Source organism: Gemella haemolysans (assembly GCF_012273215.1).
In the GTDB taxonomy this organism is placed as follows: Bacteria; Bacillota; Bacilli; order Staphylococcales; family Gemellaceae; genus Gemella; species Gemella haemolysans_A.
This window is the reverse complement of sequence record NZ_CP050965.1, coordinates 125,950-140,935: the sequence shown is the minus strand read 5'-3', so window position 1 is coordinate 140,935 and position 14,986 is coordinate 125,950. Positions and strand designations below refer to the sequence as shown.

The following is a 14,986-nucleotide window of genomic DNA, read 5'->3' as shown; positions in this document are numbered from 1 at the left end:
TAACGTAAACTTTCCTAACTAGCAACCCCTAAAAAATCACCTACACTGCAAAAAAGATGTATTGCATGACTTTAAGCCATACAATACATCTAAATAATTATTTAACCCAATCCACTAAATTATCAGCCTCTTTTGGACCTTTTGAACCTTGTTCATATGTGTATAATGGAGAACCTTGTTCTTCATACTTAGCTATAAGTTTATTAACAAATGTCCAAGATTCAACTATTTGATTCCATTGAGAGAATAATGCTCTATCCTCTCTAAAACAAGCATCTAATAATCTTTCATAAGCTTCAGGTGTATTTACTATATTTTCTAGTATACAACTTTGGCAGAAATCAAGTGAAATTGGTTGTAATTCTTGCTCTGTACCTGGTTTTTTAGCATTAAATTGGAAATACACACCTTCTTCAGGTTGAATTTTTATTATTAATACATTACCAGGTGAAGTTCCAACAGACTTAAACTGTACCACTACTTGAGTTTCTCGTTTTTCAAGTTTTTTACCAGTTCTTATAAAGAATGGTACACCCTCCCAACGTTCATTATCTACAAATAATTTAAGTGCAGCATACGTTTCCGTCTTAGAATCTGCAGGAATATTTTGTTCTTGAAGATATCCTTCATATTGTGCCATAACTAAACTTTCATGAACATCTTCAATCGGTTTTAGTGCAGAAAGAAGATTATATTGACTCTCGTGAATACTACGACTTCCCTCTTCTTTTGGTTCTTCCATAGCTACTAATGATAGAACCTGTAATAGGTGATTTTGAACCATATCTTTTAAAGCACCACTCTTATCATAGTAACTAGCCCTAGTTCCAACACCTACAGTTTCTGCAGCAGTAATTTGAACATTTTCGATAAAATCTTTATTCCAAATACCCTTAAAGATGATATTTTCAAAACGTAGAGATAGGATGTTTTGAATCATCTCTTTACCTAGATAATGGTCAATATGATAAATTTCATCTTGATTAAAGAATTTAGCAAGCTCATCATTTAATATTCCAGCTTTTTCTAAATCTTCTCCAAATGGTTTTTCAATAATAACTTTCGCATTATTTTCTGAGCAATATTTTTTAAGACCATTTGTAATAGTTATGAAGAATGATGGAGCTACTGCAAAGTAGTATACATGATTTTGTATATCTTGTTCAGCATAAAATGCTTGTAACATCTCATAGTCATCTTCATTTGTCATATCCATTTTAAAATAGATAATTCTTTCAGCATAAGCGTCGAATTGTTCATCGTCGAATTTAGTACGCGCATACTCTTTTACCCACGTACGAGCAATATCTATATATTCTGACTGTGTATAAGCTCTACGACCAATTACAACAATTTTAAAATCATCGGCTAATTTTCCTAAAACTGTTAAATTGTATAACGCAGGTAACAATTTTCTATATGTAAGATCTCCTGTCCCTCCAAAAAGTGTTATTGCTGTTTTATTTTTCATTGTTTCCAACCCAGTCATAGTGATAATTTCCTTCTTTATCTGTTCTTTCGAAAGTATGTGCTCCAAAATAGTCACGTTGTGCTTGAATTAAGTTAGCACCACTATCTGCTGTAGTGTAGATATCTAAGTAAGAAACTGCAGAAGTCATAGCACTTAGTGGTAATCTATTAGAAATCGCTAAAGCAGCAACTTCACGTAAGCTATCTTGTCTTGTTTCAATAACTTCTTTAAAGAATGGATCAAAGATTAGGTTTTCTAATTTTGGATTATTTTGGTATGCTTCAATAATATTTTGTAAAATTTTCGCTTGAATAATACATCCACCACGGAAAATCTTAGCAATTTGTGAATAATCAAATGTCCAGTTATATTCTTTCTCAGCAGCTTGTAATAATTTGAATCCTTGTGCATAAGATACAATTTTTGAAATAAATAAAGCATCTTTTACAATATTTTTTAATCTTTCTTTATCTTCAACTACTGCATAAGGTTTACGAGCAAATTCTTTTTCAGCACGAACACGTTCTTCTTTAAGATTTGACATATATCTTCCATTTAGCGCAGCTGTAATAACTGATACATCAATTCCTAAATCAATAGCTTGTTCGTTAGTCCACTTCCCAGTACCTTTTTGTTGAGATTTATCTAAGATTTTATCTACTAAGTAGCTTCCATCTTCTTCTTTTACTTTGAAGATATTTGCTGTGATTTCAATTAGATATGATTCTAATTCACCTTTATTCCATTCTTCAAATGTTTTTTGTAATTCTTCATTTGAGAAACCACCTAGGTGTTTAAGAACTTTGTAAGCTTCTGAAATTAGTTGCATATCTCCATATTCGATACCATTGTGAACCATTTTCACATAGTGACCTGCTCCACCAGTTGAAGTATAACTACAACATGGTACATCGTTAACTTTAGCTGCAATAGCTTCTAAAATTGGACGAATTTCTTCGTAAGCTTTTTCATCACCACCAGGCATTAAAGCAGGACCGAATCTAGCACCTTCTTCTCCTCCAGATACACCAACTCCGAAGTAGTTAATTCCTTTTTCTAATAATAGATCATATCTTCTTTGAGTATCTTTGAAGAATGAATTTCCTCCATCAATAATGATATCTCCTTTATCAAGAAGTGGTGTTAATTGTTCAATTAGGCTATCTACAGCAAATCCTGCTTTAACCATTAAAACAATTTTTCTTGGTTTTTCTAATCCATCGATTAATTCTTGTAATGAATATCTCCCTGTTACATTTTTGTGTGGGTGCTCTTCTAGCATTTTATCTACAACAGATGTTGTTCTATTAAATACTGCAACTTTAAAACCATTATCTGCAATATTTAATGCAAGATTACTTCCCATTACTGATAAACCGATAACTCCGATATTTTGTTTCATTAATGAACCTCCTAATGTTTCTTACCTAAGATTATACCACTAAATACATTGCTAATGGAAATATTTTTGCTCGGAAAAATTTTTTACTATTATTTTCTTTAGTTACTTAATACATTAAAATTTAATATTTCAGACAAACTGTATCAAGTACAATAACAACAATCTTATTATTAAATAACTTTTCACTTTTATGTATGCGCTTTATTTGATATGTTACAGGAAATAAAAATAATTTAATTCTTTTTACCATTCTTAAATTATTCATTTCTTCTATTTAAAATTATATATAATTTTTTTTGTAAAAACATATGGATAAAAGTTTAAATACATAAATATATATCAAAAAACACAAACAAAGTACTTGATTTATATTTTTTCATAAGATACAATGTTAATACAGTAATGATAACGTTTACTTATGAGGAAAACAGAAAAAGGAGAATTAACTATGAGTGAAGTTAAAGTATTAAAAAATTTTATTAACGGAGAATTTGAAGGGAATACAAATTACGATTACATCAAGGTACTAAATCCGTCTACAGAAGAAGTTATCGCGAAAATCCCTTCTTCTTCAGAAGCTGATGTAGACCGCGCAATTGACGTAGCAGAAGTAGCTCAACGTGATTGGGAAAAATTACCTGCAATTCAAAGAGGTGCATATCTTAGAAAAATTGCTGAACGCATCCGTGAACGCGAATCAGAAATTACACAAACTATTGTTAATGAAGGTGGTAAAACTTTCGATTTAGCAAAAGTTGAGGTATTATTCACAGCAGATTACTTAGATTATATGGCTGAATGGGCTAGAAGATATGAGGGAGAAATTATTCAAAGTGATAGACAAGATGAACACATCTTCTTATTCAAACGCCCTCACGGAGTAACTACTGGTATTTTACCATGGAACTTCCCATTCTTCTTAATCGCTAGAAAAGCGGCACCAGCACTACTTACTGGTAATACAATTGTATTGAAACCAAGTCAATTAACTCCAATAAATGCTGATATTTTCGCTGAAATCTGTGTAGAAGTAGGTCTACCTAAAGGTATCTTAAACATTGTTCACGGTCGTGGATCTGTTGTTGGAAATAGATTAGCTTCTAACCCTAAAGTTGGATTAGTAAGTTTAACAGGTAGCTTAACAGCTGGACAAGAAGTTATGAAGGCTGCTGCTGAAAATATTACTAATGTTTCTCTAGAACTTGGAGGAAAAGCACCGGCTATAGTATTTAAAGATGCAGATCTTTCTCTTGCTGCAAAAGCTATCGTTGCATCTCGTGTAATTAACTCTGGACAAGTATGTAACTGTGCTGAAAGAGTATATGTTCACGAAGACGTTAAAGATGAATTCGAAAAATTATTATTCGCTGAACTTGATAAAGTTAAATTCGGTGATCCTAATAAAGAAGGTGGTTTAGATTATGGTCCACTTATCGAAAAACGTGCTGTAGACGCTGTTGCAGAAAAAGTTGCTTATGCAGTAAAACAAGGTGCTACTCTATCATATGGTGGAACTCGTGATGAAAACCAAGTTGGATACTTCTTTGGACCAACTGTTTTAACAGATGTAACTAACGAAATGAAAATTATGAAAGAAGAAACATTCGGACCAGTAATCCCAGTAGCAACATTCAAAACTTTAGAAGAAGTATTAGAATATGCTAATGATTCAGAATACGGATTAACTTCATCAGTTTATACTACTAACCTAAATACTGCATTCAAAGCAGTTAACGGTCTAAAATTTGGTGAAACATACATTAACCGTGAAAACTTCGAAGCTATGCAAGGATTCCACGCTGGACGTCGTAAATCTGGTATCGGTGGAGCTGATGGTAAACATGGTTTAGAAGAATACCTAACTACTCAAGTTGTTTACATGCAATTAGATAATGAATAATCTATAAAAATACTGATCAACAATCTAATAAATCATCATACTCAAGTATATATTTGAATATGGTGATTTATTTTATTATACGATTATTCTTTGCTCCTCACCTTTTTATTATCCATGTAAGAGCAACAAATTAAAAGTTTTCAAAAAATTATTGACAGATTTTCAGATAAATGTTAAGATTTTAATTACAATTAATAAAGGAGCTACTCAATAATGAAAACTAATATTTTAACTAGTAAAAGAGAATACTTTTTCGTGCCATTTTAGCAGCACTTATATCTCATAGCATTGTAGATATAAGTGCAACGATGTCTACAATGGCTAGTTAAACATGTTTTCAGGCCATTGGTAAAAATACTAAATGGCCTTGAGTATAGTATTATATATATTTTAAAAGCTATTTAGTATTTTCTAAATAGCTTTTATTTATTATCAATTAACAGGAGGAAAAATTTTATGTCAGAAAATTCGAAATGGAGTTCTAAAGTAGGTTTCATACTTGCTTCAGCTGGATCTGCGATAGGTCTTGGAGCTGTATGGAAATTCCCATACATGACCGCAGCAAATGGTGGAGGTGGATTCTTACTAGTCTTTCTTATCTTCACTCTTTTAATTGGACTACCACTACTTCTTGCTGAATTTGTACTTGGTCGTGGCGCTGGAGTTTCAGCCATTAGAACTTTTGGCAAACTAGGAAAAAACAAAAATTATAATATTATTGGTTATATCGGTGGATTCGCCCTATTTATCTTACTATCATTCTATAGTGTTATTGGTGGATGGATTTTAGTATACTTAGGTATTTCAATTTCTGATACTCTTGGGCTTCATTTTACTGGTGATCACGCAGCCTTATTCACGAGTGTTATATCAAATACTTGGATTGCATTAGGCGCTCAGGCTTTATTCATCTTATTAAATATTCTTATAGTATCTCGTGGTGTTCAAAAAGGTATTGAAAAAGCATCAAAAATCATGATGCCACTATTATTCATCATATTCTTAGTAATTATCGCAAGATCATTAACATTACCAAATGCAATGGCTGGAGTTACTTACTTCCTAAAACCTGATTTTTCTAAAATTACTAGTTCTGGTATTTTATTCGCACTTGGGCAATCGTTCTTCGCACTTTCTATCGGGGTTACAGCTATGTTAACTTATGCATCATACCTTGATAGAAGAACTAACCTGGTTCAATCAGGTATTTCGGTTGTATTAATGAACATTGCAGTTTCTATAATGGCAGGACTTGCAATCTTCCCAGCTATGAGTTCATTCGGTATGGAATCTGAAGGTGGACCGAGTTTATTATTCATCGTATTACCGCAATTATTCAGCAATATGGCATTCGGTAAAATTTTCTACATTTTATTCTTAATATTATTCTTATTCGCTACTATTACTTCATCTGTAGTTATGTTAGAAATCAATGTAGGAAATATTACTAACCAAAAAAATACTAACCGTACTAAATTCAGTGTAATCATCGGAATCTTAACTTTCATCGTTGGAATTCCTTCTGCTCTATCTTACGGTTCATTATCTGATACATTAATATTCGGAAAAACAGTTTTCGATTTAATGGATTTCTTAGTATCTAATATACTTATGCCACTTGGTTGCTTAGCATTATCAATATTCACTGGATATGTACTAGACAAAAAAGTCGCTCAGGAGCAATTGCATATCAACGAGAATAACAAAACAAACCTAGTCTTATTCAGAACATGGCTATTCCTATTAAGATATATACTACCAGTTATTATTCTTATCGTTTGCTTAGCACAATTTTTATAATATAATTTAAAACTATTAGGAGTGATTCAAATAACGATTTTGCTGAAATCCCATTTATTGAATTACTCTTATTTTTTTATAGCGTTTTAAATATTTTTTATAAATAAACTTTAATTGTTGACATACGTTTTCAATAGTGCTATTATTAAGTCATGAATTGAATATTTCTTCGGGGTCGGGTGTAATTCCCAACCGGCGGTGACTAGTTTCCTAGAAGTCCGTGAGCGCAAGCTGATCTGGTGAGATTCCAGAACCGACAGTATAGTCTGGATGGGAGAAGAAATTATAGCATTAAGATAAATATATCTAATACTACTGATAATATATAACCTAGAATGTATAAAAACTATACATTCAGGTCTCTTTATCGAATAAAAAACAAACCATCAGTCCCGATTATTTGAATCATCAAATATAATCGGGTTTTTATTTTTATAAAGGAGTTGATACTATGCACGAATATTTTATGAATCTTGCTCTATTAGAAGCTAAGCGTGGTGCAAAATATACACATACCAATCCTCTAGTTGGTGCAATTATAGTAAAAGATAATAAAATTGTCGCAAGAGGTTCACACCTTCGTTACGGTTGTGAACATGCTGAAAAAAATGCTATTTCTACTTGTAAAACTCCTGAGAAAATATTTAATTCAACTCTATATGTCACATTAGAACCATGTAACCACAAAGGAAAACAACCACCTTGTACAGAAGCCATATTAAAAATGGGCATCTCTAAAGTTGTTGTTGCTCAATTAGATCCTAATCCAATAGTTAGTGGAAAGGGAATTAAATTCTTACGTGATAATGGAATTGAAGTTACAACTGGTATCTTGGAAAAAGAAGCTTATAATCTGAATTATGCTTACAATTTATTCCACACACAAAAAAGACCTTATGTAGTCTTAAAACAAGCTACCAGTCTTGACGGAAAATTAGCCTTTACTAATGAAAGAACTCAAATAACAGGAAAAGAAGTATATGACTTCGTCAGAAAAGAACGAGATAATTATCAAGCTATTCTCGTTGGGGCAAAAACTGTGTTAATAGATAATCCAAAATTAACTGGAGCGAGCACATCATTATACCCACCAAAAAGAATCATATTAGATAAAGAAGGAACTATTTTTCAACATAAAGAACTAAATCTCTTTAAAGACGATTCTTCTGAAGTTATAGTTTTTTCGAAATACAAAAATGAAGACTTACCTTCACATGTAACTATCATTACACCTAACGAATTTACAATAAAAGAAATTCTTACTGAGATTGCAAAACTTGGTATACAGTCAGTTTATGTAGAAGGTGGCCCTTGTATCCACGATCAATTCCTTGCTAGTGGTTATTGGGATGAAGTAATTTCATATATTTCCCCTACACTCTTAGGAGGAAGCAATACTTCATCATTTAATAGTGATAGAACTACTAATGAAAAAATCACTTTACACGATATTAATGTAACAAAACTCGGTGAAGATATAAGAATCTCGGGAAGGAAAGAAAGTCAATGTTTACAGGATTAATAAAAGAACAAGGTAAAATAGTAAAAATTATAAAATCAAGTCACAGTATAAAATTAACAATACAAGCAACTAAAAACTTACTGGAAACATATAAAATCGGTGATAGTATGGCGGTAAATGGAGTATGCTTAACATGTGTCCAAAAAAGTTCATCACAATTCACCGTTGATATTATGCCCGAGACTTATAAGAGAACAACATTTAAAGACTTAAAAGTAAATGACTCTGTAAATCTTGAGCCCGCAATGGGACACTCAGATAGATTTGAAGGACATATCGTTTCGGGGCATAGTGATGGCTTAGCACAATTAGCAGCAAGACAAAAAGACGAAAATGCTATTCTTCTAACTTTTGCTTATCCAAGTAAATTTCAAGGAGAAATCATTAATCAAGGCTCAATTACTATAAACGGAATAAGTTTAACAGTAGTAACTTGCGACAATAATAAATTTACCGTTTCGTTAATTCCACATACTGCAAAACATACAAATCTAGAAAAATTGAAAATTGGTGACAATGTAAATATTGAAACCGATATTCTAGCAAAATATATAAAAGCTCAACTAAAACTATTTGGAGGAAAGTTAAATGATTAATAATGTACGACAAGCAATCGAAGACTTAAAAGCTGGAAAATTAATCGTTCTTATCGATGATGATGACAGAGAAGCAGAAGGAGATTTAGTCGGCTTAGCTGAACTAGTTACTGGTGAAAATGTAAATTTCATGACGAAACATGCCCGTGGTTTAATTTGCGCACCTGTTTCAACTGAAATAGCTAAACGATTAAACTTGCATTCAATGCTAGATAAAAATACAGATCCTCACGAGACTGCATTTACAGTAAGTGTTGATTATAAAACATCAACAACAGGAATCTCTGCTTTTGAAAGAGCTACAACTATAAAAGAATTAGCAAATCCTAATTCTAGACCTGAAGATTTTAATAGACCTGGACACATGTTCCCTCTTATAGGACGTGATGGTGGAATTAAAGTTCGTCGTGGCCACACCGAAGCAAGTTTAGATTTAGCAAGATTAGCTAACAGTACCGAAGCTACATATATCTGTGAAATCATGAACGAAGATGGTACTATGGCTAGAAGAGATGACTTGTATGAATTTGCCAAAAAATGGGATTTAACAGTTGTTGATTTAGACGAACTAACACGTTTTTTGTCATTTGAAGACAGCGTTAAAATAAAGCTTCCAACAGAATTTGGAGACTTTGATTTACAGCTGTTTGAAGATGAATTTAATAAAGAACATTTAATTATTAGTAAAGGTGATTTAACTTCTGAAGAACCTTTACTAATACGAGTTCACTCAGAATGTTTGACAGGAGATATATTCGCTTCTCATAGATGTGATTGCGGTGAACAATTACACGCCGCACTTCAAAAAATCTCAGAACTAGGTCGAGGAGCAGTTTTATATTTGAGACAAGAAGGTCGAGGAATCGGGCTTAGAAACAAACTCCTTGCATACCAATTGCAAGAACAAGGTGTAGATACTTACGATGCTAATGTTCAATTAGGTTTCGCTCCTGATGAGAGGGACTATAGTATTGCAGTAGATATATTAGATTACTTAGGAATAAAATCAGTAAAACTACTTACTAACAACCCTGACAAAGTAGAACAATTAAGTTCTTTAGGAATTAATATAGTTGACCGTGAACCAATTAAGATAAAACCACATAAAGAAAACAAACACTATTTACAAACAAAAAAAATAAGATTTAATCACTTTTTAGATATATAAGGAGAACATTATTATGACAACATTTGAAGGAAAATTTATAGGTAAAGATATTAAGGTAGCAATCGTAGTAGCACGTTTTAACGAGTTCATTACATCTAAATTATTAGGTGGAGCTAAAGATACGTTAATTAGAAACGAAGTAAAAGAAGAAAACATCGATGTATACTGGGTTCCAGGAGCATTCGAAATTCCATTCATTACTAAAAAATTAGTAGCTACAAATAAATACGATGGTATCGTTACATTAGGAAGCATTATTCGTGGAAGCACTAGTCACTATGACTTAGTTTGTAACGAGGTAGCAAAAGGTGTAGGTCAAATCAATCTTAACAGCGAAATTCCTGTAATGTTCGGTGTTATAACTACTGAAGACATCGATCAGGCTATCGAAAGAGCTGGTTCAAAAGCCGGAAACAAAGGTAGCGAGTGCGCTCAAGGGCTTCTTGAAATGATAGACTTAACTAAACAAATCTAATAACTAAAACAAAGCTAGGAACTTGAACTTCAAGCTCCTAGCTTCTTATTATCTATAATTATTATTTAGAGTAGTTTGGACTTTCTTTTGTAATTTGAACGTCGTGTGGGTGAGATTCAATTAATCCAGCACCAGTCATACGAACAAATTGTGAGTTTTCACGAAGCGCACGTAAATCACGTGAACCAGTATACCCCATACCTGCACGTAATCCACCAATGATTTGGTAAATTGTTTCAGAAACAGCACCTTTATAAGGTGTACGTCCTTCGATTCCTTCTGGAACTAATTTCTTACCATCTTCTTGGAAGTAACGGTCTTTAGATCCTTTTTCCATTGCAGAAATTGATCCCATTCCACGGTATGCTTTGAATGTTCTACCTTGGAAGATTTCTAATTCACCTGGAGATTCTTCACAACCTGCAAGCATAGAACCTAACATTACTGCATGTCCTCCAGCTGCGATAGCTTTTACTACATCTCCAGTATATTTAATTCCACCATCAGCAATGATTGTTTTTCCTAATTCACGAGCTACTGTTGCACAGTCGTAAATAGCTGTGATTTGTGGAACTCCTACCCCTGCAACTACACGTGTAGTACAGATTGATCCAGGACCAATACCAACTTTAACAACATCTGCTCCAGCTTCAAATAAATCACGAGCAGCTTCTCCAGTCGCTACATTTCCTGCGATAATATCTAAATCAGGATAGTTAGTTCTTAATGTTTTAACTGCATCTAATACTCCTTTAGAGTGTCCGTGAGCAGTATCAACTACGATAGCATCAACTCCAGCTTCTACTAAAGCATCAACACGATCAACTGTATCGTTAGTAATACCTACAGACGCGGCTACTAGAAGACGTCCTTTAGCATCTTTTGCTGAATTAGGATATTTAGCTAATTTCTCAATATCTTTAATAGTAATTAATCCTGTTAATTTACCAGATTCATCAGTTAAAATTAATTTTTCAATTTTGTGACTACGTAAAATTACACTAGCTTCTTCTAGCGTAGTTTTTTCTGGAGCAGTAATAAGGTGCTCTTTAGTCATTACTTCGCTAATTTTAATATCAAAGTCAGTTAAGAATCTCATATCACGGTTTGTGATAATTCCAACAACTTTCATGTCATCTTCATTGTTTACAATCGGTACACCTGAAATTCTGTATTGTTGCATTAAGTTTTCTGCTTCATATACAAGACTATCTGGTGTAAGGAAGAAAGGATCTGTAATAACTCCGCTTTCTGAACGTTTAACTTTTCTTACTTGTTCAGCTTGTTCTTCAATAGTCATATTTTTGTGAATAACACCGATTCCACCCTCGCGAGCCATTGCTATTGCCATTTTGTGTTCTGTTACTGTATCCATCGCAGCAGAAATAATTGGTACTGATAGTTTAATTTTCTCCGTTAAACTAACTTTTAAATCAACTTTTTTAGGTAAAATGTCACTTTTAGCTGGTACTAATAGCACATCATCAAATGTTAAACCTTCTTTTTGAAATTTATTTTCCCACATTTTATTTAAAATCCTTTCTTATTTCTCATCATCAGCTTTATTAAATTTAACTTCATTATTCTCTAGAGAAGCAATTCTACATAAAGAACAAACATTAACATTCTTTTCGTCTAATAATTTTCTACCATCTTGGAAACTTTTCTCAACTAGTATTCCTACTCCTACTGTTTCTGCTCCAGCCTTATTTACTATTTCCATAAGACCTAGAGTAGCCTGTCCATTAGCAAGAAAATCATCAACAATAAGTACTTTGTCATCTTTATTAATGAATTTTTCTGAAACTACTATAGTATTAGTTATATTTTTCGTGTAGCTATGAACCTCGGCAGTGTATACATCATTATTTTTTAATGTTGATGGTTTACTCTTTTTAGCGAAAACCATCGGCACTTTAAATAAGTTTGCTACCATAATCGCTGGTGCAATACCACTCGCCTCGATTGTCAGAATCTTCGTTATTTTTTCATTTTTAAAATACTCATAAAAAGACTCTGTCATTTTCATCATTAAGCCAGCATCGATTTGATGGTTTAAAAATGAATCAACTTTAAGGACATTATTATCATAAACTTTACCATCGGTAATAACCATTTCTCTTAGTAATTCCATAACTCCTCCTATATAAACTTTGAGTAATTTTACTTATGATACCAAACTTTTATTGAAAATTCAAGAGCCTAATGAAATGTTAATCATTAAGGCTCTTTATTCATAATATTAATTTAAATTGTCTAATAAGTCAGTAATTTCTTTTTGAGAAAAATGATATTTTTCTTTACAAAACGCACAGACTAACTCCGTAGTTTCTTGTTTAGCAATATCTTCTAACTCTTTTTTTCCTAATGTTACTAAAGCATCAGCATAACGTTCTTTAGAACATGTACATTTAAATACTACATCATTCTTCTGTAAGATACGATAGTTTTCTTCTCCACCGAAGATTATATTTGCAATCTCTTCAGGAGTTTTACCCTCATGAATTAAAGTAGAAATTGGTTTAATATTACTTATTGTTTTTTCTATCTTTGTTATCGTCTCATTTGTAGCATTTGGAAGTACTTGTAAAATAAATCCACCAGCTGCAATTACAGAATTATCAGTTTCTACTAATACCCCTAGTGAAACTGCAGAAGGAACCTGCTCACTAGCAGCGAAGTAATAAGTGAAATCTTCTGCGATTTCTCCAGATACTATCGGTGAAGTAGTAGTATACTTTTCATTTAATCCTAAGTCACGTACTACCGTGATATTTCCTCCTCCAACTACTCCTTTCACATCAAGCTTACCTTGAGCATTACTTGGAATATGAACTTGCATATTTTTAGCATATGCTGTAGTTTCCCCTATCTCATTTGATGATGCATAGATTGTTCCTACAGGACCATCTCCACGAACAGCAACATCAATTCTATCTCCACTCTTAAGCATAGCACCCATCATTGTAGTAACCGTAGCTGTACGACCTACTGCTGCTATTGCTGTTGGATAAGCATCATGTCTTTGTCTAATTTCTTCTACTAAATCTGTAGTTTTTGTTACAAAAAATCTAATTTCATCGTTAAAGGCTAATCCTCTAATCAAATAATCTTTCATTAAAATAAATTCCTTTCAATTCTAGAACTTCTTATTACGATGTACTATTATACATTTTATTTCCATTATTGTCTATTTATTTACGTTTATAAATTTTTATAGTTAGCTATGAATTGTTCCATTTCTTCTATATTATCTGTAAATAAAGTATTTTTCCTATCTTCAATAGTTAAGAAACCTTCTTCTACCATCTTATCAAAATATTGTTCTAAAAAGTCATAATAACCATTAATATTCATTAAAATACAAGGAGCATCTTTTTTACCAACTCTCACCCATGAGATTACCTGTGATATCTCTTCTAGTGTTCCTGGTCCACCTGGTAAAGAAATAAACACATCACCAAGATCAACAAGTTTAGTTTTTCTCACCGACATATCATTAACAATAATCAATTCATTAATATCATTGTGGCTAATTTCTCTGTCTACTAAGAATTGTGGCATTATACCTATGACTTCTCCATCATTTTCTAAGACAGTATCAGCAATAGCTCCCATTAGACCTACTTTCCCACCACCATATACTAAAGTATGATTGTTTCTAGCAATCCACTTACCAAGTTCTATTGCATTTTCTTTATAAAATTCACTTTTTCCATTATTTGCTCCACAAAAAACTGTAATTTTCATTGTAGTTATATCCTTTTCATAGTTCTTCAAATATTATTTGTTATTATTCATTTTGTACAATTCAATTATACCTTTTAAAGTTAATTCTTCATCAACTATATCCACTACGTCACTGTACTTGGCTATAAATTTTGATAAGCCCCCAGTTAAAACTACTTTGTAATCTTTACCTAAGTCTTGTTGTAAATGCTTAACGATATTCTCAAACTGTCCTAGGAATCCGTAAAATAATCCTGCTTGCATTTGACTAGTAGTATCCATTCCTAAAGAGGTACTCACCGCTTCAAATTCCACCCTAGGTAGTTTTGCTGCCCTTGAATATAATGCTTCCGCACTAATATTCATACCTGGACAAATAATACCTCCACGATAATTCATATCTTCATCTACACAATCAAATGTTGTAGCAGTACCAAAATCAACTACTATAGCTGGTAAATATTCACTAACTTTTGCTCCGACAATATCAACTACACGATCGGCTCCTAATTTACTACTATATGGCTCAGGTACCTTTATACCTGTGTTAATATCAGCCGAAACAATAATCGGTTCTTTTTCAAAGTATTTCTTACTTAACAATTCTAATGCAAACATCATTTTAGGAACTACACTTGATATTACCACTCCATCAAAATCTTTAAACTTAATCCCTTTATCAATAAAGAAATTTCTAATAATAACATATAGTTCATCTTCTGTTTTAGTATTATCCGTTGCTATACGCCATGAATGAAGCATATTATAGTCACTACTAAATACTCCAAGTACGATGTTTGTATTTCCTACATCTAATGCAAAAATCATCTTTAATCTCCTACGATTTACTATTTTTAAGAATGATTATATTATACCACAATTGCATAAATGCAAGTAGCAAAATACAAAATTAACGATATATA

Annotated in this window: 13 protein-coding genes and 1 riboswitch; of the genes, 6 read left to right on the top strand and 7 right to left on the bottom strand. The window is 32.4% G+C overall.

The window, feature by feature from the left end:
• Positions 1-97: 97 nt before the first annotated feature.
• Together zwf and gnd are read right to left on the bottom strand one after the other, a co-directional pair.
• A complete protein-coding gene (gene zwf, locus FOC48_RS00730; RefSeq protein WP_003147899.1) occupies positions 98-1,489 on the bottom strand; it encodes a glucose-6-phosphate dehydrogenase in 1,392 nt (463 codons plus the stop codon).
• The gene (gene gnd / locus FOC48_RS00725; protein ID WP_003147900.1) at positions 1,461-2,873 is read right to left on the bottom strand and encodes a decarboxylating NADP(+)-dependent phosphogluconate dehydrogenase; all 1,413 of its coding nucleotides are present in this window, start codon (positions 2,871-2,873) and stop codon (positions 1,461-1,463) included. The genes zwf and gnd overlap by 29 nt, the downstream gene beginning before the upstream one ends.
• 448 nt (positions 2,874-3,321) lie before the next feature.
• Between gnd and aldA the strand changes: the two genes are divergently transcribed.
• The 6 genes from aldA (at position 3,322) to ribH (ending at position 10,334) form a co-directional block, all read left to right on the top strand.
• Positions 3,322-4,773, top strand: a complete 1,452-nt coding sequence (aldA, locus tag FOC48_RS00720; protein ID WP_003147902.1) for an aldehyde dehydrogenase — start codon at positions 3,322-3,324, stop codon at positions 4,771-4,773.
• A gap of 456 nt (positions 4,774-5,229) precedes the next feature.
• Complete coding sequence (locus tag FOC48_RS00715) at positions 5,230-6,573, top strand: sodium-dependent transporter (RefSeq protein WP_003147903.1); 1,344 nt, start codon at positions 5,230-5,232, stop codon at positions 6,571-6,573.
• A 161-nt stretch (positions 6,574-6,734) separates the two neighbouring features.
• Positions 6,735-6,859, top strand: a riboswitch (FMN riboswitch).
• A gap of 165 nt (positions 6,860-7,024) precedes the next feature.
• Complete coding sequence (ribD, locus tag FOC48_RS00710; RefSeq protein ID WP_003147904.1) at positions 7,025-8,095, top strand: bifunctional diaminohydroxyphosphoribosylaminopyrimidine deaminase/5-amino-6-(5-phosphoribosylamino)uracil reductase RibD; 1,071 nt, start codon at positions 7,025-7,027, stop codon at positions 8,093-8,095.
• Positions 8,080-8,691 carry a riboflavin synthase gene (locus tag FOC48_RS00705; RefSeq protein ID WP_003147905.1) on the top strand — a complete coding sequence of 204 codons (612 nt, stop codon included), beginning with the start codon at positions 8,080-8,082 and terminating at the stop codon, positions 8,689-8,691. The genes ribD and FOC48_RS00705 overlap by 16 nt, the downstream gene beginning before the upstream one ends.
• Complete coding sequence (locus FOC48_RS00700; RefSeq protein ID WP_003147906.1) at positions 8,684-9,859, top strand: bifunctional 3,4-dihydroxy-2-butanone-4-phosphate synthase/GTP cyclohydrolase II; 1,176 nt, start codon at positions 8,684-8,686, stop codon at positions 9,857-9,859. The genes FOC48_RS00705 and FOC48_RS00700 overlap by 8 nt, the downstream gene beginning before the upstream one ends.
• A gap of 13 nt (positions 9,860-9,872) precedes the next feature.
• Positions 9,873-10,334 (top strand): 6,7-dimethyl-8-ribityllumazine synthase, encoded by a 462-nt coding sequence (gene ribH, locus FOC48_RS00695; protein ID WP_003147907.1) that lies wholly within the window; start codon positions 9,873-9,875, stop codon positions 10,332-10,334.
• 61 nt (positions 10,335-10,395) lie between these two features.
• Here the strand turns inward: ribH and guaB are convergent, their stop codons facing one another.
• The 5 genes from guaB to FOC48_RS00670 all read right to left on the bottom strand — a co-directional run bounded on the left by guaB (position 10,396) and on the right by FOC48_RS00670 (position 14,891).
• On the bottom strand, positions 10,396-11,859 hold the full coding sequence (guaB, locus tag FOC48_RS00690; protein ID WP_003147908.1) for an IMP dehydrogenase: 1,464 nt from the start codon (positions 11,857-11,859) through the stop codon (positions 10,396-10,398).
• An 18-nt stretch (positions 11,860-11,877) separates the two neighbouring features.
• On the bottom strand, positions 11,878-12,468 hold the full coding sequence (locus FOC48_RS00685; protein WP_003147910.1) for a xanthine phosphoribosyltransferase: 591 nt from the start codon (positions 12,466-12,468) through the stop codon (positions 11,878-11,880).
• A gap of 108 nt (positions 12,469-12,576) precedes the next feature.
• A complete protein-coding gene (gene hslO, locus FOC48_RS00680) occupies positions 12,577-13,452 on the bottom strand; it encodes an Hsp33 family molecular chaperone HslO (RefSeq protein WP_003147911.1) in 876 nt (291 codons plus the stop codon).
• A gap of 86 nt (positions 13,453-13,538) precedes the next feature.
• Complete coding sequence (locus tag FOC48_RS00675) at positions 13,539-14,084, bottom strand: LOG family protein (protein ID WP_003147912.1); 546 nt, start codon at positions 14,082-14,084, stop codon at positions 13,539-13,541.
• Between the two features lie 33 nt (positions 14,085-14,117).
• The gene (locus FOC48_RS00670; RefSeq protein ID WP_003147914.1) at positions 14,118-14,891 is read right to left on the bottom strand and encodes a type III pantothenate kinase; all 774 of its coding nucleotides are present in this window, start codon (positions 14,889-14,891) and stop codon (positions 14,118-14,120) included.
• Between the last annotated feature and the right edge of the window lie 95 nt (positions 14,892-14,986).

What these genes read in the sequence shown, in the direction of transcription:
- FOC48_RS00685 (WP_003147910.1), bottom strand. Translation starts at nt 12,468, where the DNA reads ATGGAATTACTAAGAGAAATGGTTATTACCGATGGTAAAGTTTATGAT.
- FOC48_RS00700 (WP_003147906.1), top strand. Translation starts at nt 8,684, where the DNA reads ATGATTAATAATGTACGACAAGCAATCGAAGACTTAAAAGCTGGAAAA.
- ribH (WP_003147907.1), top strand. Translation starts at nt 9,873, where the DNA reads ATGACAACATTTGAAGGAAAATTTATAGGTAAAGATATTAAGGTAGCA.
- FOC48_RS00705 (WP_003147905.1), top strand. Translation starts at nt 8,080, where the DNA reads ATGTTTACAGGATTAATAAAAGAACAAGGTAAAATAGTAAAAATTATA.
- guaB (WP_003147908.1), bottom strand. Translation starts at nt 11,859, where the DNA reads ATGTGGGAAAATAAATTTCAAAAAGAAGGTTTAACATTTGATGATGTG.
- aldA (WP_003147902.1), top strand. Translation starts at nt 3,322, where the DNA reads ATGAGTGAAGTTAAAGTATTAAAAAATTTTATTAACGGAGAATTTGAA.
- gnd (WP_003147900.1), bottom strand. Translation starts at nt 2,873, where the DNA reads ATGAAACAAAATATCGGAGTTATCGGTTTATCAGTAATGGGAAGTAAT.
- zwf (WP_003147899.1), bottom strand. Translation starts at nt 1,489, where the DNA reads ATGACTGGGTTGGAAACAATGAAAAATAAAACAGCAATAACACTTTTT.
- FOC48_RS00670 (WP_003147914.1), bottom strand. Translation starts at nt 14,891, where the DNA reads ATGATTTTTGCATTAGATGTAGGAAATACAAACATCGTACTTGGAGTA.
- ribD (WP_003147904.1), top strand. Translation starts at nt 7,025, where the DNA reads ATGCACGAATATTTTATGAATCTTGCTCTATTAGAAGCTAAGCGTGGT.
- FOC48_RS00675 (WP_003147912.1), bottom strand. Translation starts at nt 14,084, where the DNA reads ATGAAAATTACAGTTTTTTGTGGAGCAAATAATGGAAAAAGTGAATTT.
- hslO (WP_003147911.1), bottom strand. Translation starts at nt 13,452, where the DNA reads ATGAAAGATTATTTGATTAGAGGATTAGCCTTTAACGATGAAATTAGA.
- FOC48_RS00715 (WP_003147903.1), top strand. Translation starts at nt 5,230, where the DNA reads ATGTCAGAAAATTCGAAATGGAGTTCTAAAGTAGGTTTCATACTTGCT.